Origin of the sequence: Sphingomonas sp., from assembly GCF_039595165.1 — a bacterium.
In the GTDB taxonomy this organism is placed as follows: domain Bacteria; phylum Pseudomonadota; class Alphaproteobacteria; order Sphingomonadales; family Sphingomonadaceae; genus Sphingomonas.
Genome location: NZ_JBCNMA010000001.1, coordinates 25,110 through 50,830 on the forward strand (window position 1 = coordinate 25,110; position 25,721 = coordinate 50,830).

Annotated in this window: 19 protein-coding genes; 8 read left to right on the plus strand and 11 right to left on the minus strand. The window is 67.2% G+C overall.

Annotated features, from left to right (window positions below):
• Positions 1 to 2: 2 nt before the first annotated feature.
• Both ABDV68_RS00090 and ABDV68_RS00095 read right to left on the minus strand, forming a co-directional pair.
• On the minus strand, positions 3 to 455 hold the full coding sequence (locus tag ABDV68_RS00090) for a MaoC/PaaZ C-terminal domain-containing protein (RefSeq protein ID WP_343517594.1): 453 nt from the start codon (positions 453 to 455) through the stop codon (positions 3 to 5).
• Positions 452 to 1,585 (minus strand): CaiB/BaiF CoA-transferase family protein, encoded by a 1,134-nt coding sequence (locus ABDV68_RS00095; protein ID WP_343517595.1) that lies wholly within the window; start codon positions 1,583 to 1,585, stop codon positions 452 to 454. The genes ABDV68_RS00090 and ABDV68_RS00095 overlap by 4 nt, the downstream gene beginning before the upstream one ends.
• A gap of 126 nt (positions 1,586 to 1,711) precedes the next feature.
• On the opposite strand from ABDV68_RS00095, the gene ABDV68_RS00100 reads away from it, so the two are divergent.
• Positions 1,712 to 2,815 (plus strand): extracellular solute-binding protein, encoded by a 1,104-nt coding sequence (locus tag ABDV68_RS00100; RefSeq protein ID WP_343517596.1) that lies wholly within the window; start codon positions 1,712 to 1,714, stop codon positions 2,813 to 2,815.
• Positions 2,812 to 3,930 carry a CaiB/BaiF CoA-transferase family protein gene (locus ABDV68_RS00105; RefSeq protein WP_343517597.1) on the plus strand — a complete coding sequence of 373 codons (1,119 nt, stop codon included), beginning with the start codon at positions 2,812 to 2,814 and terminating at the stop codon, positions 3,928 to 3,930. Before ABDV68_RS00100 ends, ABDV68_RS00105 begins: the two co-directional genes overlap by 4 nt.
• A gap of 50 nt (positions 3,931 to 3,980) precedes the next feature.
• Here ABDV68_RS00105 and ABDV68_RS00110 read toward each other — a convergent pair whose 3' ends face one another.
• Entirely contained in the window at positions 3,981 to 6,653 is a 2,673-nt protein-coding gene (locus tag ABDV68_RS00110; protein ID WP_343517598.1) for a TonB-dependent receptor, read from the minus strand.
• Positions 6,654 to 7,127: 474 nt separating this feature from the next.
• Here ABDV68_RS00110 and ABDV68_RS00115 point away from each other — a divergent pair, with 474 nt between their 5' ends.
• Both ABDV68_RS00115 and ABDV68_RS00120 read left to right on the plus strand, forming a co-directional pair.
• A complete protein-coding gene (locus ABDV68_RS00115; RefSeq protein WP_343517599.1) occupies positions 7,128 to 7,955 on the plus strand; it encodes a phosphogluconate dehydrogenase C-terminal domain-containing protein in 828 nt (275 codons plus the stop codon).
• Positions 7,956 to 7,968: 13 nt separating this feature from the next.
• Positions 7,969 to 9,747, plus strand: a complete 1,779-nt coding sequence (locus tag ABDV68_RS00120; protein WP_343517600.1) for a hypothetical protein — start codon at positions 7,969 to 7,971, stop codon at positions 9,745 to 9,747.
• Positions 9,748 to 9,752: 5 nt separating this feature from the next.
• Here ABDV68_RS00120 and ABDV68_RS00125 read toward each other — a convergent pair whose 3' ends face one another.
• Positions 9,753 to 10,475, minus strand: a complete 723-nt coding sequence (locus tag ABDV68_RS00125; protein WP_343517601.1) for a transcriptional regulator NanR — start codon at positions 10,473 to 10,475, stop codon at positions 9,753 to 9,755.
• Positions 10,476 to 10,894: 419 nt separating this feature from the next.
• Here ABDV68_RS00125 and ABDV68_RS00130 point away from each other — a divergent pair, with 419 nt between their 5' ends.
• Positions 10,895 to 12,511 (plus strand): PAS domain S-box protein, encoded by a 1,617-nt coding sequence (locus ABDV68_RS00130; protein WP_343517672.1) that lies wholly within the window; start codon positions 10,895 to 10,897, stop codon positions 12,509 to 12,511.
• Positions 12,508 to 13,131 (plus strand): response regulator, encoded by a 624-nt coding sequence (locus ABDV68_RS00135; RefSeq protein WP_343517602.1) that lies wholly within the window; start codon positions 12,508 to 12,510, stop codon positions 13,129 to 13,131. The genes ABDV68_RS00130 and ABDV68_RS00135 overlap by 4 nt, the downstream gene beginning before the upstream one ends.
• 2 nt (positions 13,132 to 13,133) lie before the next feature.
• Here ABDV68_RS00135 and ABDV68_RS00140 read toward each other — a convergent pair whose 3' ends face one another.
• The 3 genes from ABDV68_RS00140 to cysD are packed head-to-tail and all read right to left on the minus strand — an operon-like array spanning position 13,134 to position 16,701.
• Entirely contained in the window at positions 13,134 to 13,907 is a 774-nt protein-coding gene (locus ABDV68_RS00140) for a 3'(2'),5'-bisphosphate nucleotidase CysQ (protein ID WP_343517603.1), read from the minus strand.
• Positions 13,904 to 15,781 carry a sulfate adenylyltransferase subunit CysN gene (cysN, locus tag ABDV68_RS00145; protein ID WP_343517604.1) on the minus strand — a complete coding sequence of 626 codons (1,878 nt, stop codon included), beginning with the start codon at positions 15,779 to 15,781 and terminating at the stop codon, positions 13,904 to 13,906. The genes ABDV68_RS00140 and cysN overlap by 4 nt, the downstream gene beginning before the upstream one ends.
• Complete coding sequence (gene cysD, locus ABDV68_RS00150; RefSeq protein WP_343517605.1) at positions 15,781 to 16,701, minus strand: sulfate adenylyltransferase subunit CysD; 921 nt, start codon at positions 16,699 to 16,701, stop codon at positions 15,781 to 15,783. Before cysD ends, cysN begins: the two co-directional genes overlap by 1 nt.
• Before the next feature lie 249 nt (positions 16,702 to 16,950).
• Between cysD and ABDV68_RS00155 the strand changes: the two genes are divergently transcribed.
• Together ABDV68_RS00155 and ABDV68_RS00160 are read left to right on the plus strand one after the other, a co-directional pair.
• On the plus strand, positions 16,951 to 18,294 hold the full coding sequence (locus ABDV68_RS00155; RefSeq protein ID WP_343517606.1) for a UDP-glucose/GDP-mannose dehydrogenase family protein: 1,344 nt from the start codon (positions 16,951 to 16,953) through the stop codon (positions 18,292 to 18,294).
• Complete coding sequence (locus tag ABDV68_RS00160; RefSeq protein ID WP_343517607.1) at positions 18,291 to 19,334, plus strand: NAD-dependent epimerase/dehydratase family protein; 1,044 nt, start codon at positions 18,291 to 18,293, stop codon at positions 19,332 to 19,334. The genes ABDV68_RS00155 and ABDV68_RS00160 overlap by 4 nt, the downstream gene beginning before the upstream one ends.
• Positions 19,335 to 19,337: 3 nt before the next feature.
• On the opposite strand, the gene ABDV68_RS00165 is transcribed toward ABDV68_RS00160, so the two are convergent.
• The 4 genes from ABDV68_RS00165 to ABDV68_RS00180 form a co-directional block, all read right to left on the minus strand.
• Positions 19,338 to 20,216 (minus strand): Crp/Fnr family transcriptional regulator, encoded by an 879-nt coding sequence (locus tag ABDV68_RS00165; protein ID WP_343517608.1) that lies wholly within the window; start codon positions 20,214 to 20,216, stop codon positions 19,338 to 19,340.
• Between the two features lie 135 nt (positions 20,217 to 20,351).
• Positions 20,352 to 22,325 (minus strand): hypothetical protein, encoded by a 1,974-nt coding sequence (locus ABDV68_RS00170; RefSeq protein ID WP_343517609.1) that lies wholly within the window; start codon positions 22,323 to 22,325, stop codon positions 20,352 to 20,354.
• A 352-nt stretch (positions 22,326 to 22,677) separates the two neighbouring features.
• Positions 22,678 to 23,379, minus strand: a complete 702-nt coding sequence (locus ABDV68_RS00175) for a response regulator transcription factor (protein WP_343517610.1) — start codon at positions 23,377 to 23,379, stop codon at positions 22,678 to 22,680.
• Positions 23,380 to 23,440: 61 nt separating this feature from the next.
• Positions 23,441 to 25,684 carry a polysaccharide biosynthesis tyrosine autokinase gene (locus ABDV68_RS00180; protein ID WP_343517611.1) on the minus strand — a complete coding sequence of 748 codons (2,244 nt, stop codon included), beginning with the start codon at positions 25,682 to 25,684 and terminating at the stop codon, positions 23,441 to 23,443.
• Positions 25,685 to 25,721: the final 37 nt, after the last annotated feature.

Here is a 25,721-nt window from a genome sequence, read left to right on the forward strand (position 1 = left end):
CGTCAGGCGAGCGGTTCGCGCCGCGTGACGAGGTAGAGATGCTCGCACGCCAGCACGGTCTGCCCCTGCTGGTTGCGGATCTCGACCGCTTCGGTGACCACACCGTGACTGGCGCGTTTGGGATGGTCGCGCTTCTCGGCGATGCGTGTGATCGTGGTGATGGTGTCGCCGATATGGACCGGGCGGATGAAGCGCAGCCGGTCATAGCCGTACGACATAGCGTGGGGGTTGATCGTCGTCGCGGTGAGGCCGATGCCGACCGAGAAGACCAAGGTGCCGTGCGCGATACGCTGCCCGAAATCCTGCGTCGCGCACCAGGCGGCGTCCATATGGTGCGGAAAGAAGTCGCCGGTATGCCCGGCATGAACGACGAAATCGGTCTCGGTGATCGTCCGCCCGAAGCTGGTCCGCTCCGACCCGATCTCATAGTCCTCGAAATATTGCTCGACGATCATGGCTGCGGCTCCAGAAGCGCGGTGTCGGCGCCGAGCCGCGGCGCGGCCCGACCATTGGCGAGGATCTGCCCGTCGATGCGGATCGGGCAGCGGGTGAGAGTGAGCGTTTCACCGTCGGGCGAGGTGATCTGCTGGGTCGGGCGCAGCACCGCGAACGCCGGGTCGGCGGCGAAGCCCGGCCAGTCGTTGACCGGAGCTGCCCAGATGCCCGCGGGTTCGAGCAGGCTCAGCCAATGCGCGGCGGTGCCGCCCGCGAGATGATCGCGCAACGCGGCCTTGATCGCGTCGCGGTCGGCGAACCAGCGATCGACGGGAACGGCTTCCAGCGCCGCGCAGCCGAGCGTGCGGCCAAGCTTGTCGACCGGGCACATGGCGATCGCGAGATAGCCCTGCGCCGTCGGATAAATGCCGTAAGGCGCGGCGAGATAGAGGTTGGCGTTCGCCACCGCCGAGCGCTGCGGCATCGCGCCGCCTCGATTGAGCCAGACCGAGAGATGCTCGAACTGAAGGTCGATCGCGGTCTCGATCAGGCTGACATCGGCGCGTCCGCCACGCCCGGTCGTGCCGCGGCGGACCAGTAGGGCGAGGATTCCCTGGGCGAGTTGCGCCCCGGCCATCATGTCGGTGAGGGCGAGACCCGCAGGCACTGGCGCGCCCTCGGCGTCGCCCGACAGCCACGCAATGCCCGAGAGCGACTGGACGAGCAGGTCCTGGCCGGGCTTGTCGCGCCATGGTCCCTCCGGGCCATAGCCGCTCACGCCGGCATAGATGAGCCGCGGGTTGAGCATCGAGACCGCGGTCCAGCCGAGGCCGAGCCGGTCCATGATGCCGGGGCGGAAATTATGAATCAGCACGTCGGCCCTGGCGACCAGCGCCTTCACCCGTTCGAGATCGCCAGCGTCCTTGAGATCGGCGGCGACCGAACGCTTGCCGCGATTGATCGCGTGGAACAGCGCGCTGTCCTGGTCGAAGGGAAGGTCGGCGAGATGGAGTGCGCGGCACGCGTCGCCGCCATCGGGTCGCTCGACCTTGATCACATCCGCGCCGAGATCGGCGAGGCGTAGCGCGCAGGACGGGCCGGCGAGGAACTGGCTGAAATCGAGCACGGTCAGGCCAGCCAGGGGCAGCATCAAGTCCGCATCGTGCTGATCAGCGGCCACAACCCCCCGATCCTCTCAATTAGTGTTTTAATATGATATATTCTTGCTATTCGGAGCCCTTGATGGCGTCAAGCGGATTTGGGGTAGAAGAGTGCGATGAAGGGCATGACCTGGGATCATCCACGTGGGTACGATCCGCTCGCCGCCGCCTCGCGCGCATGGGCGGAATTGCATGGCGAGACGATCAAATGGGACCGCCGCTCGCTGCAGGATTTCGAGACTTATCCCGTCGAGGACCTCGCCCGCCGCTACGACATGATCGTGATCGATCACCCGCATGTCGGGCAGGTCGCCGATACCGGCTGCCTGGTCGCACTGGATGGAGCGTGCGACGCGGAGATGCTGGCGGGGATCGCCGCCGGATCGGTGGGTGGTTCGTACGAAAGCTATCACTGGAACGGACACCAATGGGCGCTGCCGATCGACGCCGCCTCGCAGGTCCAGGCCTGGGTACCCGGGCGGATCGCGGCCCCCGCCACGAGCTGGGACGAAGTGATCGCGCTGGCGAAGGAAGGGAGGCTGACAATCCCGCTGCGCCCGCCGCATTCGCTGATGTCGCTGTTCAGCCTGAGCGGGATGAACGGCGTGACCTTGCCGGTCGATGGCGACGAGCTGTTCCCGGCGAAGACCTGCGCGGCGTACGAGCAGCTTGCCGAACTGTCTGCGATCGTCGATCCCGCGGCTTATGGACAGGATCCGATCGCGGTGTTCGAGGTGATGGCCGAACCCGAATCGCGGCTGGCGGCAGTGCCGTTGATCTACGGCTATGTGAGCTATGCGCTGGACGGATTCCGGCCTGCGCGGATCGCCTTCGCCGACGTGCCCGCCGCCGATCCCCGCGGCACCGCGCTGGGCGGCACCGGCATCGCGGTGTCGGCCTTCGGCAAGACACCCGATCGAGCCGCCGCGTTCGCGCAATGGATCGCCTCGGGCGACGTGCAGCGCGGTCTCTATGCCGCTGCAGGTGGGCAGCCGGGCCATGCAGACGCGTGGAGCGATCCGGCAGTGAACGAGCCCGTCGCCGGCTTCTACGCCAATACCCGTACGACGCTCGACCGCGCCTGGCTGCGGCCGCGGCACGATGGCTATATGGCGTTCCAGCACGCGGCATCGCTGCGGCTCAACGAGGCGCTGCGGGCGGGCGAGCCCGCCGGTCCGGCGCTAGCCGCGCTCAACGCGCTGTTCCGGGGCAGCCGATGAGCACCGCACGTCTTCTCGACGGGCTGGTGGTGATCGACATGGCACAGTTCCTGTCGGGTCCTTCGGCGGCGCTGCGGCTGGGCGATCTCGGGGCGCGGGTGATCAAGATCGAGCGGCCGGGCGGGGGCGACATCTGCCGCACGCTGTATCTTTCGGACACCGAGATCGGCGGCGCCTCGACGCTGTTCCACGCGATCAACCGCGGCAAGGAGAGCATCGCGCTCGACTATAAGGACGAGCGTGATCGCGCGGCATTGCTGGGGCTCGCGGCGCGCGCCGACGTGGTGATCCAGAATTTCCGGCCAGGCGTGGCGGCGCGGCTGGGTGTCGGGCCAGCCGATCTGCGCGCCGTCAATCCGCGACTCGTAGTGGGATCGATCAGCGGCTATGGCGGGGAGGGGCCCTGGGTGGACCTTCCGGGGCAGGACCTGCTGGCGCAGGCCTTGTCCGGCGTGATGTGGCTCAACGGCAGCGCGAGCGACGGGCCGGTGCCGGTGGGGCTGTCGGTGGGCGACATGCTCGCGGGGCATCTGCTGGCCGAGGGCATTCTCGCGGCATTGGTCAGGCGCGGGATCAGCGGCGAGGGGGCGACGGTCGAGACCAGCTTGCTCGAGGCGCTGATCGACTTCCAGTTCGAGGTGCTGACGACTCATCTCAACGACGGTGGACGGTTGCCGCGACGCACTGCAGCGCATGGGGCGCACGCCTATCTCGCCGCGCCCTATGGCGTGTACCGCACCGCGGACGGTTGGCTCGCGCTGGCGATGACCCCGCTCGATCGGCTCGCACCGCTGCTCGGCTGCGAGCTGGGGGGCGATCCATTCGCCGATCGCGATGCGCTCAATGCGATGATCGCAGCGCGGCTCGAAACGGGGAGCACGGGCGACTGGATGGCCCGGTTGCGCGCGCATGACATCTGGTGTGCGCCGGTCAACGACTGGCCGGCATTGCTGTCGGAGGAGGCGTTCCGGCGGCTCGACATGGTGCAGCAGGCGGGCGCTCTTGCCACGACGCGCGCGCCGGTGCGGATCGACGGCGAGCGGCCGGGCGCCTCGGCTGGCGCGCCGGCGATCGACCAGCATGGCGAGACGATCCGGCGCGAATTCGATTTGTGATGCGCCGGGTTGACGTCCCCGCAGCCCGCTGCGGGGACGTCAGGGTTTTCTCAGAGCTTGAAGCGGATGCCTGCGAGCAGCTGGATATCATCCTGCTCGTAGTTCCCGCGGCGCGTCGGGACGTCGAAGTAGAGATCGGTCTGCGCGCGGGTGAGGTTGCTGCCCTCCAGCGTGAAGGTGAAGTTTTTCGTGATATCGACGTTGATCGATGCATCGAGCCAGCCATAGGCCTTGCGATAGGTCGGGTAGACGCCGAGCACCGACCCGCCATTGGCGATGCCGCTCAGGAACTTGCCGCGCCAGTTATAGGCGACGCGGGCGGAGATCGGACCCTTCTCGTAGATCAGGCTCGCATTGTAGCTGTGCTTCGAGAGGTTGCTGAGCGGCGCGGTTACGCCGGCGAACGACGTCGTCGTGTTGCTGTCGACATAGGTGTAGTTGGCCTGCACGCCGAGGCCGTCGAGCGGGTCGGGCAGGAAGCTGAAGAAGGTCTGGCCGCCGACCTCGAGACCCTTGATCGTGCCGTTGCCACCATTCGCCGGTCGGGTGATGCGATAGGCGATGCCGTCGATGATCTCGTCCGCGCCGACGTTCGACGACTGGATGAAATCGCGCACCTTGCGATAGAATCCTGCGACATAGACCGAGCTGGTCGGCCCGAAATAATATTCGAGGCTGGCGTCGAGCTGGTCGGCCTTGAGCGGACGCAGGTCCGGGTTGCCCGAGGAGCCGGTCTGCGACGCGGGCACCAGGGTTAACGTCGGAGCGAGCTGGCCGAAGTTCGGGCGGGTGATCACCTTCGACGCGGCCAGGCGTAGCTGGAGTTCGTCGGTGAAGCGGATTCGCACGTTGGCGCTCGGCAGCACGGTCAGATAGTCGGTGTCGACATTGACCGGCGCGAAGCCCGTCTGGTCGAAGATCGCCGGATTGCCGGGACCCGTGCCGGTTCCCGCGCGCTGGGTGAACACCGCGCGGTTGCCCACCACGCTGAGCTGGGTCTTCACCAGGCGAACGCCGACATTGCCGTCGACGCGCAGCGTACCATCGGACGCGAACCGCATCACGCCGTAGGCGGCCGAGGTCTTCTCGTTGATCGTGTAGATGCCGAGCGGCGTCACGGCCGGCGCGGTGGTGATCCCGAGGCGGGTGCGGACCGCGTTGAAATCGTCGCGCAGCAGGTTGTAGTTCGCCACTAGGAAATTCTGGTCGATCGACGAACTGCCGCTGAACATGTTGTTGAGCGGGTTCGGGATGAACAGGTCGGCGAGTGGCTGGGCGGCAACGGTGCCGTTGCCGGACTGGAAGAAACGCACCGGTTCGAACTGAGTCTTGCGGTCGGCATAGCGCACGCCGATGTCGACGCGCTTCAGGAAGTTGCTGTCGATGTCGAACTGAGCATCGGCGCGCACGGCCCTGAGCTCGCCCTTGTAGTAGTTCTCGCTCCGCGTCATGTCGCCGATGCGGAAATTCGCGATGTTGTTGAGGTCGATGCCGAGCAGGTGCATCGACGGCACTTCGGTCGTGAGGTCCTGGTCAGCGCGGGTCGCGGTGCCGATGAGATCGAGCTCGGAATAATAGAGCGTGTTCTCGGACTTCGAAAAGTTGCCGTCGATCTGAATATGGTTCGGGCCCAGATCCCACTTTACGCCCGCGGAATACTGCCAGTTCTCGTCATAGGTATCGCGCGCAACGCCGAAGGTGAGAAACGGCACGTCGCTGTACGAGATCTTCTGCACGTCGTTGGTGCCCGGCGCGAGCACCGCGCTGCCGGCGATCGGGACGCAACGGACGGGCCCGCCGGTCGGGCGGCAGCGGCCCGACGGGTTGGTCGGAATGTTGAGGCCGGTCTGGGTCTGGATCGACTTGAAATCCTGGTAGCTGAACTGGCCGTAGAATTCGAGGTCAGGGTTAGGCTTGTACTGGACCATCGCGTCGACGCCGATGCGCGTGCGCAGACCGTTGATCGCCGGCTGGTAGGAGCCGTTTGGCGCGATCACCGTCTGGCCGGCGACCACGTCGGTGCGTGGATTGGGCGCACCCGGATTGACGATGTCGGTCGCGAAGGCGCGTTCCTGATAAGCGCCCGCGACGAGGATGCCGAGCTCGCCGTCCCCCACGTCCCAGCTGTTGCTGACGAGCAGCGAGCCCATCGGCTTCACCTTGTCGGCGAGGTCGGAATAGCGCGCGCGCAGGCTGGCGCCCACGACCAAACCCTTCTTGTCGAGTGGTTTGCGCGTGCGCACGTCGACCACGCCGCCGATGCCGCCCTCGATGAGATCGGCCGAGGGCGTCTTGTAGACGTCGAGGCCGGCGACGAGCTCGGCGGGGACGTCCTGGAGGTTGAAGGTGCGGCCGTCGCCGGCCGTGAACACCTCGCGGCCGTTCATCGTGGTCAACACCTGGGTGAGGCCGCGGATGGCGATGCTGCCGCCTTCGCCGCGGTCACGCCCGACCTGGATGCCCGACACGCGCTGGAGCGCCTCGGCGACGTTGACGTCGGGCAGCTTGCCGATGTCCTCGGCGACGATCGAGTCGACGATCTGGTCGGAATTGCGCTTGATGTTCTGCGCCGACTGAATGCTGGCGCGGATCCCGCTGATGACGATCTCTTCCTCGGGATTGTCCGGCGGCGTCGAGGCCTCCTGGGAATAGGCGATGCCCGGGGCCATCGCAATCAGTGCACACAAAGCGACGCCCGCGCGCGCGCGATCCGTAATCCGCATTTCAAGCCTCCCTGATGTTATCGCTGTCCTGGGTAAGTTTCTATTTTATCTTTTAATTATAATTAGATAGATCGATCCCGATCGGCGGGCGCTTCTCAGCCTGCCTTGAGCGGCAGTGGCGAATTCTGCGACCAGCCAGTCAGATCGACGCCTCGCCGGCGAAAGCGCCGCCCGTCGGAGGCCAAAATGCCCATTCCGGGGGGTGATGAAGCCGTGTTCGTCTGTCGCCTTTGGAGCAGGGCGCGCATGTCGATCCGCCACTCGGCATAGCCGCGGTGCTCGATCACATAAGGCGCGAGCGGGATCCCGCGCCGCCCCCGGCGATACGCTCCATATGTCCCCTGCGAGACCCAGGCTGACGAGCAACTGCATCCCTCCACTGAGATTCGTGCTCGTTCTATGCGAGCAATCTGTGCTACTCATCATACCAGCATATTGTCATATAATATTCAAGATAATTAGTAGGAGAAAATAATGGTCGCGATCGCGCTGTTCGGTGCTGGTGGGAAAATGGGCGCGCGGCTGTCGCGTAACCTCCAGGCGAGCGATTTCGACGTGCGCCATGTCGAGCCGGGCGAACCGGGCCGTGCTCGGCTGAAGAGCGAGCTCGGGATCGATTGCGTCGGTCAGGCGGTGGCGCTCGACGATGTCGATGTGGTCGTCCTCGCGGTGCCCGACACGCATGTCGGCAAGGTGGCGCACGAGATCTCGCCATGGCTTCGGGCGGGCACGATGATCATGGCGCTCGATGCCGCCGCGCCCTTTGCCGGCCATCTGCCCGACCGGCCCGACCTGACCTATTTCGTGACTCACCCCTGCCATCCGCCGATCTTCAACGACGAGACGGATCCGGCGGCGCGCGACGACCGGTTCGGTGGGCTTTATGCGCGCCAGTCGATCGTCAACGCGATGATGCAGGGCCCCGAGGAGCATTATGGGCTGGGCGAAGCGATCGCGAAGGTCATCTGGGCGCCGATCCTGCGCTCGCACCGCGTGACGGTCGGCCAGATGGCGCTGCTCGAGCCAGGATTGTCGGAGACGGTCTGCGCCTCGCTGCTCGACGTGATGCGCGAGGCGATGGACGAGGTGGTCGCGCGTGGGGTGCCCGAGGAAGCGGCGCGGGATTTCCTGCTCGGGCACATGAACATCCTCGGCGCGGTGATCTTCAAGCATGTGCCCGGCGCCTTCTCCGACGCGTGCAACAAGGCGATCACCTTCGGCAAGCCGGCGCTGATGCGCGATGACTGGAAGCGCGTGTTCGACCGCGACGAGCTGACCGAGAGCATCCGGCGGATCACCTGACCAGGAGCGGCCGATGCCCACGCGTCTCGAGCTCTATGGAACGGAGGAAGCCGAGACCGCGACGCGGACGTTCGCGATCGGCGCCCTGTCGTTCGAGTTCGCCGATGGCGAGGTCCGCGCGCTACGCTTCGGCGGCGTCGAGGTGCTGCGCAGCATCGCCTATCGCGTGCGCGACCGCGACTGGGGCACACCGGCACCGCAGATCGCGGAGCTGACGGTTCTCGACGAACCGGACATGTTGCATATCCGCTGGCGCGCCACCTGCCGCAATCCGGACGGCCGACGTATCGACTATAATGCGGTGATCGACGCCACCGCCGCGACGCTCGATTTCATCGTCGAGGCCGAGGCGTGCGACGATTTCACGACCAATCGCGTGGGCTTCTGCATTCTCCACCCGGCCGATCTCGCGGGCGCGCCATTGACGGTGACGCATGGCGACGGGCGGACCGAGGAGTCGCATTTTCCCGTGCTGATCGATCCCTGGCAGCCCTTCACCGATATCGCCGCGCTGACTCACATCCAGGGCGCCAACACGATCGACTGCCGGCTGGCGGGCGAGACCTTCGAGATGGAGGACCAGCGCAACTGGTCCGACGCGTCGTACAAGACCTATTCGCGGCCGTTGAACCAACCTTGGCCCTATGTGATGCGCGCCGGCGAGCGCAGCCGGCAGGCAGTGTCGGTGCGCATCTCCGGTGCGCCGCCAGCCGCCGTGCGGACCAGCGGACCGGTGCGGGTGGAGATCGGTGAGGCGATCGGCACGATGCCGCGGATCGGCATCGCCATCACCCCCGACGAGGCCGGCAATCGTGCGGCGTGCAGCGAGAGCATCGCCGGGATCGGTGTGCAGGACCTGCTGCTCAGCTTCGACGCATCGGGGCAGGGTGCGGCGGCGATGGCCTCGCTGGCGCGGATTGCCGGGCGTAGCAGCGCGCGGCGCACGCTCGAATGCCTGATCGCCGCGGATGGGGACCTGGACGCTGAACTGCGGCGGATCGCCAGCCAGGTCCGCGCTGCGGGACTGGCGCTCGACGCCATCACCGTGTTTCCCAAGCCCGACCTGCAATCCACGCCGCCGGGCAGCGTCTGGCCTGCTTGCCCGCCGCTCGAGCGAGTCTACGCCGCTGCGCGCCGCGCCTTTCCGGATCTGCCGCTGGGCGGCGGGATGTTCAGCTATTTCACCGAGCTCAACCGCAAGCGCGTGCCCGCCGAATCGCTCGATTTCATCACCCACGCGACCTGTCCGATCGTCCACGCCGCCGACGACCGCAGCGTGATGGAATCGCTCGGCGCGATCCCCCACATCCTGCGTTCCGCCCGCGCCATCTATCCCGACATCCCCTATCGCCTGGGGCCGATCACGATCGGCATGCGGCAGAACCCCTATGGCTCGCGGACCATGCCAAATCCGGATCGCGTCCGCATGCCGATGGCGACGGCCGATCCGCGCCAGGACGGCCGGTTTGCCGCCGCCTGGACGATCGGCTATGCGGCGGCGACCGGGGAAGCGGACCTCGATACGCTGACGCTGGGCACGCTCACCGGTCCGCTGGGGGCGATCGGCGACGCCGGGCCGCGCCCTGTGTTCGAGGCCATCCGGCAGCTCGCCGCGCTCGCCGGCCGCCCGCGCCACGCCTGCACGGTGAGCCGGCCGGACGAGGTCGCCGCGCTCGGCGCGGAGGACTGCCTGCTTCTCGCCAACCTCACCGACCGGCCCTGTCCAATAGAGGTCGCGGGCCGGACGTTCACGCTCGAGGAATTCGCGATAGCGCGGGTCGCGCTCGCTTGACCGGCTCAGCCCGCCACGGCGTCGGCATGCACATAGAGATGGTTGGAGCGTTCGAGATGGCGCAGCATCGCGCGCTCGGCGCCCGCCGGGTCGCTGGCCGCGATCCGCGCGATGATCTCGGCATGCTCGGCCAGCGTCTGCTCGCTGCGCCCTTCCCAGATCAGCATGTGCGTATGATATTCCTGCAGCCAGCCGAGCATCGCCTCGCTGACCACGGGGTAGATCGGGTTGCCGGTCATCGCCGCGAGCTTGGCGTGGAACGCCATGTCGGCGCGGATGAACGCCTCGGCATCGCCCTGCGCGGCGTGCTGGCGTTCCCACAAGTCGCGCAGGACGGCGACGTCGTCGGGCGTGGCCAGCTCGGCGGCGCGGCGCACCATGCCGCATTCGAAGAAGCTGCGCGCTTCCTTCAGATGCTCGAGCGAATGGGGCGAGGTCGACAGCAGCAGCTGCGCGATCGGGTCGACCTGGCGGAGCGCGGCCTGGGGGGTGACCTCGCGGACGCGCGCGCGCTCGCCATGGCTGATCGTGACCAGACCGAGATTGGCGAGCGCCTGCATCGCCTCGCGGATCGCCGGCCGACCCACCCCGAACCGAGTCATCAGCTCGCGCTCGGAGGGCATGCTCTCCCCGATCGCGATCCCGCCATTGACGATCATCGCCTTCAGCCGGTCGAACACCTCGTCCGAAAGCTTGCGCCTGGCGATCACTTCACTCGCATTCGACATGATGGCCCGATTGTCCCCGCAAAGCGCCGGCCGATCAACCCGGCAATGCCGCGCCAGGACGGGACACCGCGGGATTTTGCCAAGCTTCATCCTTATGTTATGCCGGGTTGCCGGCCGGTAAGTGATGCTGATGCAGACATTTATTCCCGTCCGGCGGGGGCCGCATGAAAGCTGAAGGCACGTCCATCGGCTCTCGCGCTTGGCTTGGCTACGGATTCGCGGTGCTTGCCGTGGCCGTCGCCGCACTGGTGCGCTTGAGCTTCGAACCCTGGTTGCCGGGGCGTGGCTATTATCTGTTCTTCAGCGTCGCGGTGCTGGCGGCGGGAGTCTTTGCCGGGCGCGGGCCGGCGATCCTGACGGCGTTGCTCGCCGTGGCCGTGGTGCGCGGGATCGGATGGCTGTCCGGCCCGATCTGGTCGATGGACCTGCTCGTCTTCGGGATCGCGGCGGCATTGATCATCTGGATCGCCGGGCACGTCACCCGGCTTCGCCGCAAGTCGCAGGAGAGCGAGCGCCGCGCCGAACGCCGTGCCGAGCGTGCCGACAAGCTCGCCGAGGAGCTCAACCTGCTGATCGACGGCGCCACCGGCTATGGCATCTACATGCTCGATCCCGATGGGAACGTGACGATCTGGAGCAAGGCGGCCGAGCGCCTCAAGGGCTGGAGCGAGGCCGAGGTGGTCGGGCGGAACTACGCCCTATTCTATCCCGAGGCGGCCGTGGCGGCGGGCAAGCCGGAACGCGACCTTGCGCGGGCGCGCGACGAGGGCCGGATCGAGCGCGAGGACTGGCACGTCCGCAAGAACGGATCGGAGTTCCTGGCACACATCACGCTTACCGCGCTGTACGACAGACAGGGCAAGCTCAAGGGGTTCGGCAAGGTCATCCGCGACGTGACCGAGCAGCGCGCCGCCGAGCGCGAGCTGGCGGCGAGCGCATCCCATTTCCGCTCAATCCTCGCCACCGTTCCCGACGCGATGGTCGTCATCAACGAAACCGGAAAAATCCTATGGTTCAGCGCCGCCGCCGAGCGGATGTTCGGCTATGCCGAAGCCGAGGTGGTCGGCTTGAACGTCAGCCGGCTCATGCCCTCGCCGGACCGCGAGCGGCATGACGGCTATATCGAGCGTCATCTCGCGACGGGCGAAAAACGGATCATCGGAATCGGCCGCACCGTGATCGGGCAGCGGCGCGACGGCACGACCTTCCCGATGGAGCTGGCCGTGGGCGAGGCGGTCTCGAAAGGCGCGCGCGTCTTTACTGGCTTTATCCGAGACTTGACCGAGAAACATGCCGCGGAGAAGCGCATCGACGAGCTCCGCTCGGATCTCGTCCACGCGACCCGGGTGAGCGCCATGGGGACGATGGCCTCGGCCCTTGCGCACGAGCTCAACCAGCCGGTCACCGCGGTCGCCACCTTCGTGCGCGGCGCGCGCAACCTGCTGCGCGACGGGCCCGAGGATCGCGGGATGGTCGAGGATGGGCTTGAGAGCGCCTATCTGGAGGCGCTGCGGGCCGGGGGAATCGTCCGCCGCTTGCGCGAGTTCGTGGCGCGGGGCGAAGTCGAGAAGTCGGTCGAGGATCTGGTCGAGCTTGTCGACGAAGCCTCGAAGCTTGCCCTGATCGACGCCCGCGAGAAGGGCATCCGCACGCAGTTCGAGCTCGATCAGGTGGAGCGCCAAGTGCTGGTCGATAAGATCCAGATCCAGCAGGTGCTCATCAACCTCATGCGCAACGCGGTCGAGGCGATGAGCCAGTCCCCCACGCGTCTGCTCACGGTCTCGAGCAGATCCGACGAGGACGGCTATCTGCACGTGACCGTCGCCGACACCGGCGCGGGCGTGGTGCCGGAGATCGCCGAGAACCTGTTCCGCGCCTTCAACAGCACCAAGACCCACGGCCTGGGCCTCGGCCTGTCGATCTGCCGCACCATCATCGAGGCGCATGGCGGGCGCATCTGGATGGAGCCGCACGATCAGGGCGGCGCGTGCTTCCACTTCACGCTCGCCCGCGCAGATATGGAGGTGGCCGAATGACCGAACGGTCCCTGGTCCACGTCATCGACGATGAGGAAAGCGTCCGCCGCGGAACCAGCTACTTCCTCAATACGCTGGGCTATGCGGTGCGCACCTGGGAATCAGGGGTCAGGTTCCTCAAGGACGTGCGTCACGTCGAGACGGGCTGCATCCTGCTCGATATCGGCATGTCGAAGATGAACGGGCTGGAGGTCCAGGAGGAGCTCAACAAGCGCGGCATGACGATGCCGGTGATCGTGCTGACGGGCCATGGCGACATCGCCGTCGCGGTGAAGGCGATGAAGGCGGGCGCGGTCGACTTTCTCGAAAAGCCGTTCGAGACCGATGCGCTCGAGGACGCGATCCGCCGCGCGTTCGAACGGCTCGCCGCGGAGAAGAACGTCATCGAACGCGCCGCCGATGCCGAGGTCGTGCTCGGCGCGCTGAGCGAGCGCGAGCGCGAGGTGCTCGAAGGGCTGGCGCAAGGCCATCCCAACAAGACCATCGCCTACCATCTCGGCATTTCACCGCGCACGGTCGAGGTGCACCGCGCCAACATCATGATCAAGCTGAGGGCGCGCAGCCTGTCCGATGCGCTGCGCATCGCCTTCGCCGCCGGCATGGGCGAGCACCGTGTGTGAGCTCAGTGCGCGACGGCGTGACCGTTGAGGCGCGTGCCCGGGCGCTGGGCGACCTCCAGCGCCTCGAGGATCCGCGCCGCGACCTCGGCGCGGCAGACGAGCAGGTCCGGCATCCACGGGTTGGGCTGGTTGTAGATCGGGCGCGAGCCGTCGAGCCGCGCGACGAACAGCCCGGCCGCGCGCGCGACGGCAACGGGGGCGCAGCTGTCCCACTCATATTGACCGCCGGCGTGCAGATAGGCGTGCGCCGCCCCCTCCACGACCGCCATCGTCTTGGCGCCGGCGGATCCCATCGGCACGAGCACCGCCCCGAGCCGGGCAGCGACTCGCGCCGCTTCCTCCGGGGGGCGGGTGCGGCTCACGAGGATGGTGAGGTCCGGGTTCGGGCATGGAGTCCCCGCGGGCGCGGGACCGCTGACGCGTACCCGGCCATAGGCCGGCAGCGCCACGGCCCCGGCCACGGGCTCGCCGTCCACCACCAGGGCGACATGGACGGCCCAGTCGGCGCGGCCTTCGGAATATTCGCGCGTGCCGTCGAGCGGGTCGACGATCCACACCCGGCCCGCATGCAGGCGCCGGCGGTCGTCCGCGCTCTCCTCGGACAGGATCGGGTCGTCCGGCCGCAATCGCGCCAGCGCGCGCCGGATATAGGCCTGCGAGGCGCGGTCGCCCTGCGCGCCGAGCGCGCGGCCGCTCGCGCCGCTGCTCTCGCGGAGGGCGACCAGCACCTTGCCCGCCCCAAGCGCGACCCTGCGCGCGACTTCGCGATCGTTCATGCGAACAGCTCCTCGATGATGTGATCGGCGGCTTGTTCGGGCGAGCAGGCCGTGGTGTCGATCCGCAGCTCTGGCGCAAGGGGCCCTTCGTACGGACTGTCGATGCCGGTGAAGTTGGCCAGCTCGCCGCGCCGGGCCTTCTGGTAGAGGCCCTTGACGTCGCGCGCTTCCGCCTCGGCGAGCGGGGTGTCGACGAAGATCTCCACGAACTCCCCCTCCGGGACCATCGCGCGGACCATCTCGCGCTCGGCGCGGAAGGGCGAGATGAAGGCGGCGAGCACGATCAGCCCGGCATCGGCCATCAGCGCGGCGACCTCGCCGACGCGGCGGATATTCTCGACCCGGTCGGCATCGGTGAAGCCGAGGTCGCCGTTCAGCCGGTGCCGCACATTGTCGCCGTCGAGCAGGAAGGTGTGATAGCCGCGCGCGTGCAGCTTGCGCTCGACAAGGTTGGCGATGGTCGACTTGCCCGCGCCCGAGACGCCGGTGAACCACAGGATCCTGGGGGTTTGCGACTTCATCGCCGCGCGCTGCTCGCGATGCACTTCGAGCGGCTGCCAGTGGACATTGTCGGCGCGGCGCAGCGAGAAATGGATCGTGCCGCCGGCCAGGGTGCGATGGGTCTCGCGGTCGACCAGCACGAAGCTTCCGAGCGTGCGGCATTCGGCATAGCGCGCGAAGGGGATCGCGCGCTCGAGCCGCAGCGTGGCGACCGCGATCTGGTTGCAGGAGAGGGTACGCGCGGGCATATCGCCGAGCGTCTCCAGGTCCACCGCGTGCTTGATCTGCATCACGGTCGCGCCGACGGCCGCGCTCGCAGTCTGCAGCAGATAGCGGCGGCCGGGCAGCAGCGGCGCTTCGTCGAGCCAGACGAGGGAGGCTTCGAACTGGTCGGACACTTGCGGCGGGGCATCGGCGGCGGCGACGACGTCGCCGCGCGCGCAGTCGATTTCGTCCGCCAGGGTGATCGTCACCGACTGGCCGGCGCGAGCGAGCTGCAGATCGCCGTCGAGCGTCACGATCCGCGCCACCCGGGTCGTGCGGCCCGACGGCAGGACGCGCACCGGGTCGCCGGGGCGGACGATCCCGCTCGGGATCATGCCCGCGAGGCCGCGGAAATCCTGACCGGCGCGATTGACCCACTGCACCGGCATGCGGAACGGCTTGGCCGCATCCGCCTCGACATCGACGTCCACGGCTTCGAGATGCTCGAGGAGCGAGGGGCCTGAATACCAGGCCATCGCGACGGAGCGGCTGGCGATATTGTCGCCGCTTCGCGCGGACAGGGGTATGGCGGTGAAGTCGGCGATGCCGACGCGGTGCGCGAAATCGGCGTAATCGCCGACGATCGCATCGAAGGTCGCGCGATCGTAGCCGACCAGGTCCATCTTGTTCACGGCAAGCACGACGTGGCGGATGCCGAGCAGATGAGCGATGTAGCTGTGCCGCCGCGTCTGGGTCAGCACGCCCTTGCGCACGTCGATCAGGATCACGGCAAGGTCGGCGGTCGAGGCGCCGGTGACCATGTTGCGGGTGTACTGCTCGTGGCCGGGCGTGTCGGCGACGACGAACTTGCGCTTCTCGGTCGCGAAGAAGCGATAGGCGACGTCGATCGTGATGCCCTGTTCACGCTCGGCGGCGAGGCCGTCGACGAGCGACGCGAAATCGATCGTCTGCCGGTCCCCCGATTCCGCCTCGAGCGTCGCGAGCTGGTCCTCCAGGAGCAGTTTCGAATCGTAGAGCAGCCGGCCGATCAAGGTGGACTTGCCGTCGTCGACCGACCCGCAGGTCAGGAAGCGCAGGAGCGAACGTTCCTGGTGCTGCGCGACACACGCGTCGAAGTCCGCCGCGACCAGCCGATAGGGTTCGGCCATCAGAAATACCCCTCCTGCTTCTTGCGTTCCATGCTCGCCTCGCCGTCCTGGTCGATCGCGCGGCCCTGGCGCTCGCTCGTCGTGGCGAGCAGCGTCTCCTGGATGAGTTCGGGCAGAGTGGTTGCGCCGCTCTCCACGGCGCCGGTGAGCGGATAGCAGCCGAGCGTACGGAAGCGGATCGAGCGCTCTACCGGTACCTCGCCCTCGCCGAGGGGGAAGCGATCGTCGTCGACCATCAGGAGGAGGCCGTCGCGGACCACCGTCGGCCGCAACGCGGCGAAGTAGAGCGGGACGATCTCTATCCGCTCCGCCTGGATATATTGCCACACGTCCAGCTCGGTCCAGTTGGAGAGCGGGAAGACGCGCAGGCTCTGGCCCTTGCTCACCCGCGCATTGTAGAGCCGCCACAATTCGGGCCGCTGGTCGCGCGGTTCCCAGCGGTGATCGCGGTCGCGGAAACTGAAGATCCGCTCCTTGGCGCGGCTCTTCTCCTCGTCGCGCCGTGCCCCGCCGAACGCCGCGTCGAAGCCGTGCGCGTCGAGCGCCTGCTTGAGGCCCTCGGTCTTCCACATCTCGGTGTGAAGACTGCCATGGTCGAACGGATTGATCCCGCGCGCGATCGCGTCCGGGTTGCGGTGGACCAACAGCTCCATTCCCGCGGCGGCGGCGGCACGGTCGCGATATTCGTACATCGCGCGGAATTTCCAGGTCGTGTCGACATGGAGCAGGGGGAAGGGCGGCGGGGCGGGATAGAAGGCCTTGCGTGCGAGATGCAGCATGACCGCCGAATCCTTGCCCGCCGAATAGAGCATCACCGGGCGTTCGGCCTGGGCGACGACCTCACGCAGGATATGAATGCTTTCGGCTTCGAGCCGCTCGAGATGGGTGAGGGTCGGCGAAAGCGGTGGCGTGAGGCGCATGGCGTTTCCGTTGCTGAGCTCGATGCTGCGCAACATGGCCGGTCCGCGCGCTGCTGAATATTGCCAAGCCCGATGAGCGGCAGGGGAACGCGGGGTAATCCGGAAGTGGTGATCGGACGCGCCAGCGCCCCACGACTGGCTGCACCGGCGCCTGCTCACCAGTAAGGGCCAGGCGCTCCCTCCAATGCTCCCGGCACGCGCGCGCAACGATCCGCTACCCATCCATGCTCTCGAGGAGGAGGGTTCGCGATGCGGTTGGTGATGATCGGCTCCGGCTATGTGGGACTGGTTTCGGGCGCGTGCTTCGCAGATTTCGGGCACGAGGTGGTGTGCGTTGACAAGGACGCGGCGAAGGTGGCGATGCTGCGCGCAGGGCGTATTCCGATCTACGAACCGATGCTCGACCAGCTCGTCGCGCACAATGTCGCCGCCGGACGCCTGTCGTTCACCACCGACCTCGCCGAGTCCGTGCGCGCGGCCGATGTGGTGTTCATCGGGGTCGGCACGCCGGCGCGGCGGGGCGACGGGCATGCCGACCTCTCCTACGTCCACGGCGCGGCGCGCGAGATCGCCCGGAACCTTGCGGACTTCACCGTGGTGGTGACCAAGTCGACGGTGCCGGTGGGCACGGGAGACGAGGTCGAGCGGATCATCCGCGAGACCAATCCGGCCGCCGACGTCGTCGTCGCCTCGAACCCCGAGTTCCTGCGCGAAGGCGCCGCGATCGAGGATTTCAAGCGCCCCGACCGGATCGTGATCGGCACCGAGGACGCCCGCGCCCGCGCGGTGCTGGAAGAAGTCTATCGCCCGCTCTTCCTCAACCGATCGCCGATCCTCTTCACCCGGCGGCGGACGAGCGAGCTGATCAAATACGCCGCGAACGCCTTCCTCGCGATGAAGATCACCTTCATCAACGAGATTGCGGACCTGTGCGAGCAGGTCGGGGCCGACGTGCAGGAAGTCGCGCGCGGCATCGGGCTCGACAATCGCATCGGGCCGAAATTCCTCCACGCCGGCCCCGGCTATGGCGGCTCGTGCTTTCCAAAGGACACGCTGGCGCTGATGAAGACCGCACAGGACCATGGCGCGCCGCTGCGCCTGGTCGAGGCGACGGTGGCAGTCAACGACGCGCGCAAGCGGGCGATGGCGCGCAAGGTGATCCATGCGGCCGACGGCGATCTGCGCGGCAAGACCGTCGCCGTGCTCGGCCTGACGTTCAAGCCGAACACCGACGATATCCGGGACACGCCGGCGCTGCCGATCGTCCAGGCGCTGCAGGATGCGGGCGCCGAGATCCGCGTCTATGACCCGCAGGGAATGGAGGCTGCGGAGCCGCTGCTTCCCGACGTCACCTTCGCGCGCTCCGCGTATGACGCCGCCGAGGGCGCGTCGGCGCTGGTCATCGTCACCGAATGGGATGCGTTCCGCGCGCTCGACCTCGCCCGGCTGCGTGCGGTGATGGTGCGGGCGGTGCTCGTCGACTTGCGCAACATCTACCAGCCGGACGAGGTCGAGCGTGCCGGGTTCGCCTATGCGAGCGTCGGGCGGTCCGCGCCGCACCTCGCCGAGCCGATGCTCGAGGCTGCCGAATGACTCAGTTTCTGGTCACGGGAAGCGCCGGATTCATCGGCTTCCATCTCGCACGGCGGCTGCTCGCCGAAGGGCATCTAGTGACCGGCTATGACGCGCTCACCAACTATTACGACCCCGCGCTCAAGCGGGCGCGCAACGCCATTCTCGAGGCGTTCCCCGGCTACAGCTTCACCGAGGCGTTGCTGGAAGAGCGCGAGGAACTGATGCGCGCGGTCGAGAAGCGCCCGCCCGAGGTGATCATCCATCTCGCGGCGCAGGCGGGCGTCCGCTATTCGATCGACGCGCCTGCAACTTATGTGTCGAGCAACCTGATGGGTTCCTGGGCAATACTGGAATTGGCCCGTGCGGTTCAGCCAAGGCACCTGCTGATGGCCTCGACCTCATCCGCTTATGGCGCGAACGAGAAGGTGCCCTTCGGCGAGACCGACCGCGCCGATCATCCGATGAGCCTCTATGCCGCGACCAAGAAGGGCATGGAGGCGATGGCGCATGCCTACGCGCACCTGTTCGGTATCCCGAGCACGCTGTTCCGCTTCTTCACCGTCTATGGGCCGTGGGGACGCCCGGACATGGCGCTGTTCAAGTTCACCGGCGCAATCCTCGCCGGCCGACCGATCGAAGTCTACGGCAACGGCCGGATGGCGCGGGATTTCACCTATGTCGACGATCTGGTCGAGGCGATCGTGCGGCTCGTCGATGCCGTGCCGGCGCCGGGCGCGCGGATCGAAGGGGAGGGCGTCCTCGACAGCCTTTCGCCGATCGCGCCCTACCGGGTCGTGAACATCGCGGGCGGGCGCCCCGTGCCACTCATGGATTTCATCCGGATCGTCGAAGCCTGTGTCGGCAAGCGCGCACGGCTCGACATGCTGCCGATGCAGGCTGGCGACGTCCCGCTCACCGCCGCGGATCCGTCGCTGCTGCGCGCGCTGACCGGCTACGCGCCGGATACCGACATCGCGACCGGGGTGGCCGCATTCGTGGACTGGTATTGCGACTATAACGAGATGGCGCGGGCAGGGGCGGAACGCGAATCCGCCTGATCGCTATCGGAACAGCGGCAGGTCGCGTTCCTCGGGCAAATGGCGAATCTCGATCGTCTCGGAGGCGTTCGAGGGCTTGGCGAGCAGGTCGTCGGCGACATCCAGGTCGAGATAATGCGGCCTGAACAGCGCGATCCGGGCCAGGCGGGGAAGGTCGGGGATCTCGACCACGCGGTGACGCCAGTTGAGCAAGCCTGCGGATCGCAGCAGTTGCACCGTCCGATTGACCTGCACGGTGCTCAGGCCCCGCGCGTCGCCGAGATCGCGCTGGCCGAGCGGCATGTCGAACGCATTTCCACGCGCCAGCCCGGCCCGCATGGAGCGGTAGAACAGCTCGCAGAACAGGTGCGCGATGCGCTGCGTCGCGCTCAGCCGGCCCAGCGACCGGATCCATTGCCGGTGGATCGCCGCGGCGACCGAGGCGTCCCACAGCAGCGCCTGGCCCAAGGCCGGGAAGCGCCCGATCGTCGCATCGAGGTCGTGCCGTGGAACCTGCGCGTAGGACAGCGCGGAGAGCGAGCAGGCCGAATGATCCTCCCGCTCCGCGAACAGGCGATCCTGTCCGATGATATCGCCGGGCAGGAACAGCTCGACGATCTGCCTGCGTCCGTCCGCCAGCTGATCGTACCGGCATGCCCATCCGTCCAGGATCACCCGCATTGCGGATATCGGATCGCCTTCGACATAGAGGTCCTGCCGTGCCGGCAAGCGATGCGCCCTGCTCTGGACCAGCGCGGCGAGTGCGCCCCGCTCCTCCGGGCATAGCCGAATCTTGCAATCAAGCTTGGTGAGGAGCGGACTAAGCACGTTTACCTTCCAAGCAGCATTCCTCCGAAATGGAGAGATCAACCTCAAGATCATGCTTTTAGCGGGTGCGGCCAACCTGATAATCCGTACTACCCCGTAGCCTCCGGCTGGGTTGGCCCCGCGTTTACCGGATCAATTAGCGCTCTTCCTGTCCTTGTGGCCGTGTCTTTTCCGAAACGGACATGATCGAACGGACAGGGTCCGCGCCGCTCAGAACATCGGCCGCCCGCAATTATAGGCCGGAACGCGTCCGGTGCCGGCACCGACCATGCCGTTGTAACGAACGTCATCCTGTGCGAGCGCGTTCAGATATTCCTCGATGTTGGGATAGCCGTCGCCATCGGCGTCGGCATTGGCGTCCCAGACATTGGGGTTGGTGTTGGTGAAGCGGCTCTCCCAATCGTCCGGCATGCCGTCATTGTCGCGGTCTGCCTTGGCGGCCGCCGGCGTGATCCGGGCCCAGCCGCCGACGTCCGCGAGGCTTCCAGGCCAGCTCGACGCGAACAGATAGGGCGCGGAGTCGCAACTGCGCACATCGTCGACATACATCTGGTCGACATTGTCGCGGCACAGGCCGTCGCGGCAGCGATCGGCGCCGGCGAAGGCGAGCACATCGCGCAGCGCCTGCTCGGCCGAGACGATCCGCGCCGGATCGAACGACGGCGCGGTCAGGCCGGGCATCAGCGCATAGGCAAGGTTCTGCACCGTGGCGAGGCCGGTACGGCTGCAATCGCGCGCGCCGGCGCTGGTTACGCCGCAGATCGAGCCCGGGTTCACATGCGCGATGAAGCCGGCGGCGTTCTGGAACGAGTCGGTCGTCGACGATCCGAACTGGCCGGTGATCCGCGTGCGCGGCGTCACATTCCCCTTGGCATGGATGTTGAAGCCGAAGCTCGACGTGCTGCCCGGCGTGTAGAGCCCGATCAGATAGTTGCCGTCGCTGGCATTGTAGCGCGGTCCGCGCAGATAGACGTTGTTGACGTAATTGGCATAGACGCTGCCGAACTGGTTCGAGACCAGCCCCGCCTCCGCGATGAAATGATAGAGGACGTTGTTGACGACATCGACCTGGCCGGTGTTGCCCGCCGCCGCCGGGTTGGTGCCGACCGCGATGTTGAGGCCGCGCTGCTCGCCATGCTGCGAGAGATTGTGCGCGATGGTGACGCGCGACGCGGGCTTGAGGAAGAAGGTCTTGCAGTGCAGCGCCCCGATATGCCCGCCATTGCGGCAGATATTGGGGCCGATGATCGACCATTGCACGGTGCAGTCGACGCACGCCATGTCCAGGCTCTCGTCGGTTCCGAACATCGTCGAGACGTGATCGAGGATCTGGTTGTTGGTGCCTTGCAGCCGAATCGGATCGCCATTCTCCGAAACGCGCCCGAGATGCGGACCGGTGCGCGTGCGCACGTGGCGCAGGATCATGTGGTTGCCGCCCTTGCGCGTGTCGATCAGCGAGTCCACCGGGCTGTACCGGTCGCCCAGCCGGAACTCGATTCCGCCCGGTGAGGTCTGCCCGGCGATGTAGATTTGCGGTTTGGTGATGAACGCCGCGGATTGCAGCACGATCGCGCCGGCGACATCGAAGACGCAGTAGCGCGGCCGATCCGCCGGGATGCTGTAGGGGCTGGTTACCGGCAGCGCGAGCGCGCATTCGCGATAGCTGATCTTGCCGTCGCCCGGGCTGGCGACATCCTCCAGCGTGTTGATCTTGTAGACGACCGCGTTGGCGCTGCGCACGCTGGTGCGCTTCCCGAAGCCGGTGGCTGTGGGAAAGGCGAGGGGGTGGAGCGCCCGGTCGGGGATCCGGCCGTCGTCCGGGTTCGCGAAGGCCGTCGCGGCACCGGCCGAGGGCGCGGGGGTGGGCGTAGGTACCGGCGTCATCGGGGTCGGCGTCGGACTGGGAGTCACGATCACCTCGCTCTCCCGCAACACCGCCTCGTTCACCCAGCCGTCGATGCCCTGGCCGAAATCGATCCTCCACCAGCGGTCCCCCGAGCCGGTGATCGGCCCTTCGACCACGCGGCCGGTCGCGCCCGCCGCCTGTATGCCGACGCCGGTGCGCAGATCCTTCGTCATGACGCGGAACTTGGTGGTCAGCTCAACGCCTGCTCCGATGCCGATCGGATTGGCTCGCGCGCTGACCATCGCCGCAACGACCAGCGCGGCGGCGGTCGTGGACAAGACCAGTCCCGCCTTTCGTTTCGAGAACCCAACCATGACGTGCGGCCCCGTTTGCCAGAATGAGGCATATTGTGAGAGAATTACTCGCTATTATTTCGTTAATTCGATGCATCCGCATGAAATACAGCGATTCCTTCGATATACTCCGATGTAGATTGCCTAATGTTGTCGTGCTCGCCTACTACCTGAGTCGTGATATTCCAATCGTTTTGGACGTGGATTCCATCCACTCTGCCTCATATGTATTGTTTAATATTTATTAATGATATGATTACTGTCCGAAAGTACATGACCTTAAGGACATGACTTGCCGAAGCGGCCGGCCAGGATGGATTTGGATTTTCCTGCCCCGCTAGGGATAGGCGCTGGCGATCGCGACGACCTGCGTTCGATTGCTCGCGCCGAGCCGCCGCATGAGCTCCTTGACGTGCGCCTTCACCGTCCGCTCGGTGACCATCAGGCTGGCGGCGATCTGGCGGTTGGTCATCCCCCGCGACAGGCCCTCGAGCACCTGGCGCTGACGGCCGGTGAGCATCTCGTCGCGCATGCGGCGGATGTTCGACGACAGCATGACCGATTCGACCACGGGTTGCTCGAGCACCGAACGCGGATAGGTGACCCAGCCGCGGCTGACGAAGCGGATCGCGTCGACCGTGAGGTCGAACGACGTCTCGGTGCTAAGGAAGCCGGCAACTCCCAGGCGCAAGGCGGCGCGCGCGTGCTCGGCGTCGACATGCGCCGTCAGCACCAGGATGCTGCCCGGCGCCGCCTGGCGCAGCGGGTCGATCATGCGCGAAAGGGTGGGGTGGTCGAAGGCGTCCGAGGCGAGGTTCAGCAGCGCCGCAGTGGGCCCGTTGATCCGGGCGAGGATCGCCGCCGCCTCCTCGGCGCTGCCGACGGCGATCACCGAGCCGAGGTTCGGGACATTCTCCAGCGCTGCGACCAGACAGTCACGCGTCAGCGATCGCGGATCGATCACCAGCAGATGCAGTTCCTCCACATCGCTGGCGTCTTCGTTCGGTCCGTTGCTGATGGCGCGCAGGTCCGCGGTCAATGATTTGCCTCCTCCCGAGATGCGGTTGGAGTCGGACTGGCCATTGCGCGCCGGGTCGGTCTCAGGCCGGCTCCGAATGACGACCGAGCAGCCGCCGGATCGGATGGCGCAGATAGGCGTACGACCGACCGTCGCGCGTATAGCGGTGATATTGCTGGATGCCGTCGCCATAGTGCAGCCGCGCATGCTTGCGGTAGCGCACGCGGTTGAAGACGACGCCGGTCAGCGTCTCCCCGAACTGGAGGATCGCCGATCGCAGCAGGTCCGGCGTGGTGTGGCCCCAGCGCAGGACCAGGACGGTCTGCTCCGCGAAGCGCGCGAGTTCCTGCGCGTCGCTCACCGCGAGCACCGGCGGCGTGTTGACGACGATCAGGTCGTAGCGCTCGCGCAGGATGGCGAAGAGCGATTCCATGCGGGGCGAGGCGATCGCCGCGCCCGGATCCTCGGCCGGGTGGTGCGCCTTCATGCCGTGCACGGGCGGGGTCGAGCGGCTCGCGAAGATGACGTCATCGATCTCCGCCTCGCCATGCAGATAGTCGAGCAGGTCCTGGCTGCCCGCCTCGTCCTCGAGCAGGCTGGCAAGGCCTGGCCGGCGCAAGTCGAAGTCGACGACGATGGCGCGGCGCCCGCGCGCCACGGCGGCGGCGGCGAGGCCGATCGACACGCTGGTCTTGCCTTCGCCGGGGAGCGGCGAGGTGACGAGTACGACATTGCCCGTCGCGCGCGGCGCATTGCGCCCGAGCCGCGTCTCGATCGAGCGGACCGCTTCGGCAAAGACCGTATAGGGCTGTCCGATCACCCGCAGATGCGTCGGGGTCCGCCGCCGCCCCTTCTTGATCTCCGGGATCATGCCGAGCGTGGCGAGGCCGGCGATCGCCCATATCTGGGCGGCGCTGCGTACCTGGGTGTCGAGCGCCTCGCTCAGCATGACGATGATCATGCCGAAGATGACCGCCGCAGCGGCCGCCGCGGCCATGATCTGGGTGCGGCGCGGAAAGCTCGGCTGGGTGGGCTGCAGCGCAGGCGAGGCGATGGCGGCGTCCGCGCGCACGCTGCGTTCGTTGCGGCTGATTTCCTTCAGCCGCCCGAGCAGCGCGAGATAGACCGTCTGCGTGGCCGTCGCATTGCGTTCGAGATCCGCCAGCGGCAGGCCCTCGACGATATCGCCGAGCGAGCCGGCGCGAAGCGATGCGAGGTCGCCCGCGAGCTGCGCCTCGCGCGAGCGCTGCGCCGAGGCCTCGTTGGCGAGCTGCGCGCGCACCCGCGCGGATTCCTGTGCGATGCTGCCCGCCAGCTGGTCGAGCTCGGCGCGGGCCTTGCGGACGTCCGGATGCGCGCTGCCGTAGAGAGTGGACAGCTCGCCGAGTCGCCGCTGAGTCGTCGTTTGCTGGCTGCGCAGATCCGCCAGCAGCGGCGACATGACCTGGCCGGCCGAGCCGGTGCGCTGTTCGGTCTCCGCCCGCTGTCCCCGGACCGCTGCGAGCTCCGCCGCCGCGCGCGCCATCTGCGCCGCGCTGGCCTGGCTGCCCGCGCCGGCGTCGAGGCCGTGCGACCTGCGATAGGACGCGATCGACTGTTCGGTGGAAACGAGCTGGCTGCGCAGCTCCGTGACTCGTTCGCCCAAAGTCTGGATGCGGCGGCGGATCGCCGCCTGGCGTTCCTCGACCTGAGTCTTCACATAGACGCGCGTGATCTTGTTGGCGATCGCCGCCGCCTTTTCAGGGCTTCGCGAGGTCACCGTCACGTCGATGAAGCTCGACTGGCCGTCCTGCGCCACGTCGAGCACTTCGAGCAGCCGGTCGGTCGTGCGCTCGACCAGCTGGGGCGAGACGACGCCGGTGGCCGCGGGCGCAGCCTTCCCGCCGCCGCGATCCCAGAACGCCAGCTGATCGAGGAACCGGTCCCAGCCGGTCTTCTTGTCCGGATCGGAGTCGGGGTTGAATTCCGGGTCGTCGTGCAGCGCGAGGTCGCGCACGACCTGCCGCGCCACGGGACGCGATTGCAGGAGCTGGATCTGCGTCTCGATCTGATGCTCGCGGCGGAGCTCCGCGTCGCGGATCGAGGCGGCGGTCTCTTCCTCCCCGCGCAACGTCGATTCCTCGACGTCGACGCGCATCACCGCCGTCGCCTGATAGCGCGGCTCGATGAACATCAGCGCCAGCGCCGCGAGTGCGACCACGACCAGGAACGTGATGACCAGCCGTCCCTGATGCCGGCGCAGGACGCGAAGGAAATCGACGCCCGACGCGTGTTGCGGGACGGCGACCGCGCCGGGGCGCATCTCCATCAGTGCACGTTCCTGCATGTTCATTGGCCAGACTCCCCAGCTCCGCGATCAGCGG

What these genes read in the sequence shown, in the direction of transcription:
- ABDV68_RS00095 (WP_343517595.1), bottom strand. Translation starts at nt 1,585, where the DNA reads ATGCTGCCCCTGGCTGGCCTGACCGTGCTCGATTTCAGCCAGTTCCTC.
- ABDV68_RS00155 (WP_343517606.1), top strand. Translation starts at nt 16,951, where the DNA reads ATGCGGTTGGTGATGATCGGCTCCGGCTATGTGGGACTGGTTTCGGGC.
- ABDV68_RS00100 (WP_343517596.1), top strand. Translation starts at nt 1,712, where the DNA reads ATGAAGGGCATGACCTGGGATCATCCACGTGGGTACGATCCGCTCGCC.
- ABDV68_RS00090 (WP_343517594.1), bottom strand. Translation starts at nt 455, where the DNA reads ATGATCGTCGAGCAATATTTCGAGGACTATGAGATCGGGTCGGAGCGG.
- cysN (WP_343517604.1), bottom strand. Translation starts at nt 15,781, where the DNA reads ATGGCCGAACCCTATCGGCTGGTCGCGGCGGACTTCGACGCGTGTGTC.
- ABDV68_RS00110 (WP_343517598.1), bottom strand. Translation starts at nt 6,653, where the DNA reads ATGCGGATTACGGATCGCGCGCGCGCGGGCGTCGCTTTGTGTGCACTG.
- ABDV68_RS00125 (WP_343517601.1), bottom strand. Translation starts at nt 10,475, where the DNA reads ATGTCGAATGCGAGTGAAGTGATCGCCAGGCGCAAGCTTTCGGACGAG.
- ABDV68_RS00130 (WP_343517672.1), top strand. Translation starts at nt 10,895, where the DNA reads ATGGACCTGCTCGTCTTCGGGATCGCGGCGGCATTGATCATCTGGATC.
- ABDV68_RS00180 (WP_343517611.1), bottom strand. Translation starts at nt 25,684, where the DNA reads ATGCAGGAACGTGCACTGATGGAGATGCGCCCCGGCGCGGTCGCCGTC.
- ABDV68_RS00120 (WP_343517600.1), top strand. Translation starts at nt 7,969, where the DNA reads ATGCCCACGCGTCTCGAGCTCTATGGAACGGAGGAAGCCGAGACCGCG.
- cysD (WP_343517605.1), bottom strand. Translation starts at nt 16,701, where the DNA reads ATGCGCCTCACGCCACCGCTTTCGCCGACCCTCACCCATCTCGAGCGG.
- ABDV68_RS00105 (WP_343517597.1), top strand. Translation starts at nt 2,812, where the DNA reads ATGAGCACCGCACGTCTTCTCGACGGGCTGGTGGTGATCGACATGGCA.
- ABDV68_RS00115 (WP_343517599.1), top strand. Translation starts at nt 7,128, where the DNA reads ATGGTCGCGATCGCGCTGTTCGGTGCTGGTGGGAAAATGGGCGCGCGG.
- ABDV68_RS00160 (WP_343517607.1), top strand. Translation starts at nt 18,291, where the DNA reads ATGACTCAGTTTCTGGTCACGGGAAGCGCCGGATTCATCGGCTTCCAT.
- ABDV68_RS00140 (WP_343517603.1), bottom strand. Translation starts at nt 13,907, where the DNA reads ATGAACGATCGCGAAGTCGCGCGCAGGGTCGCGCTTGGGGCGGGCAAG.
- ABDV68_RS00135 (WP_343517602.1), top strand. Translation starts at nt 12,508, where the DNA reads ATGACCGAACGGTCCCTGGTCCACGTCATCGACGATGAGGAAAGCGTC.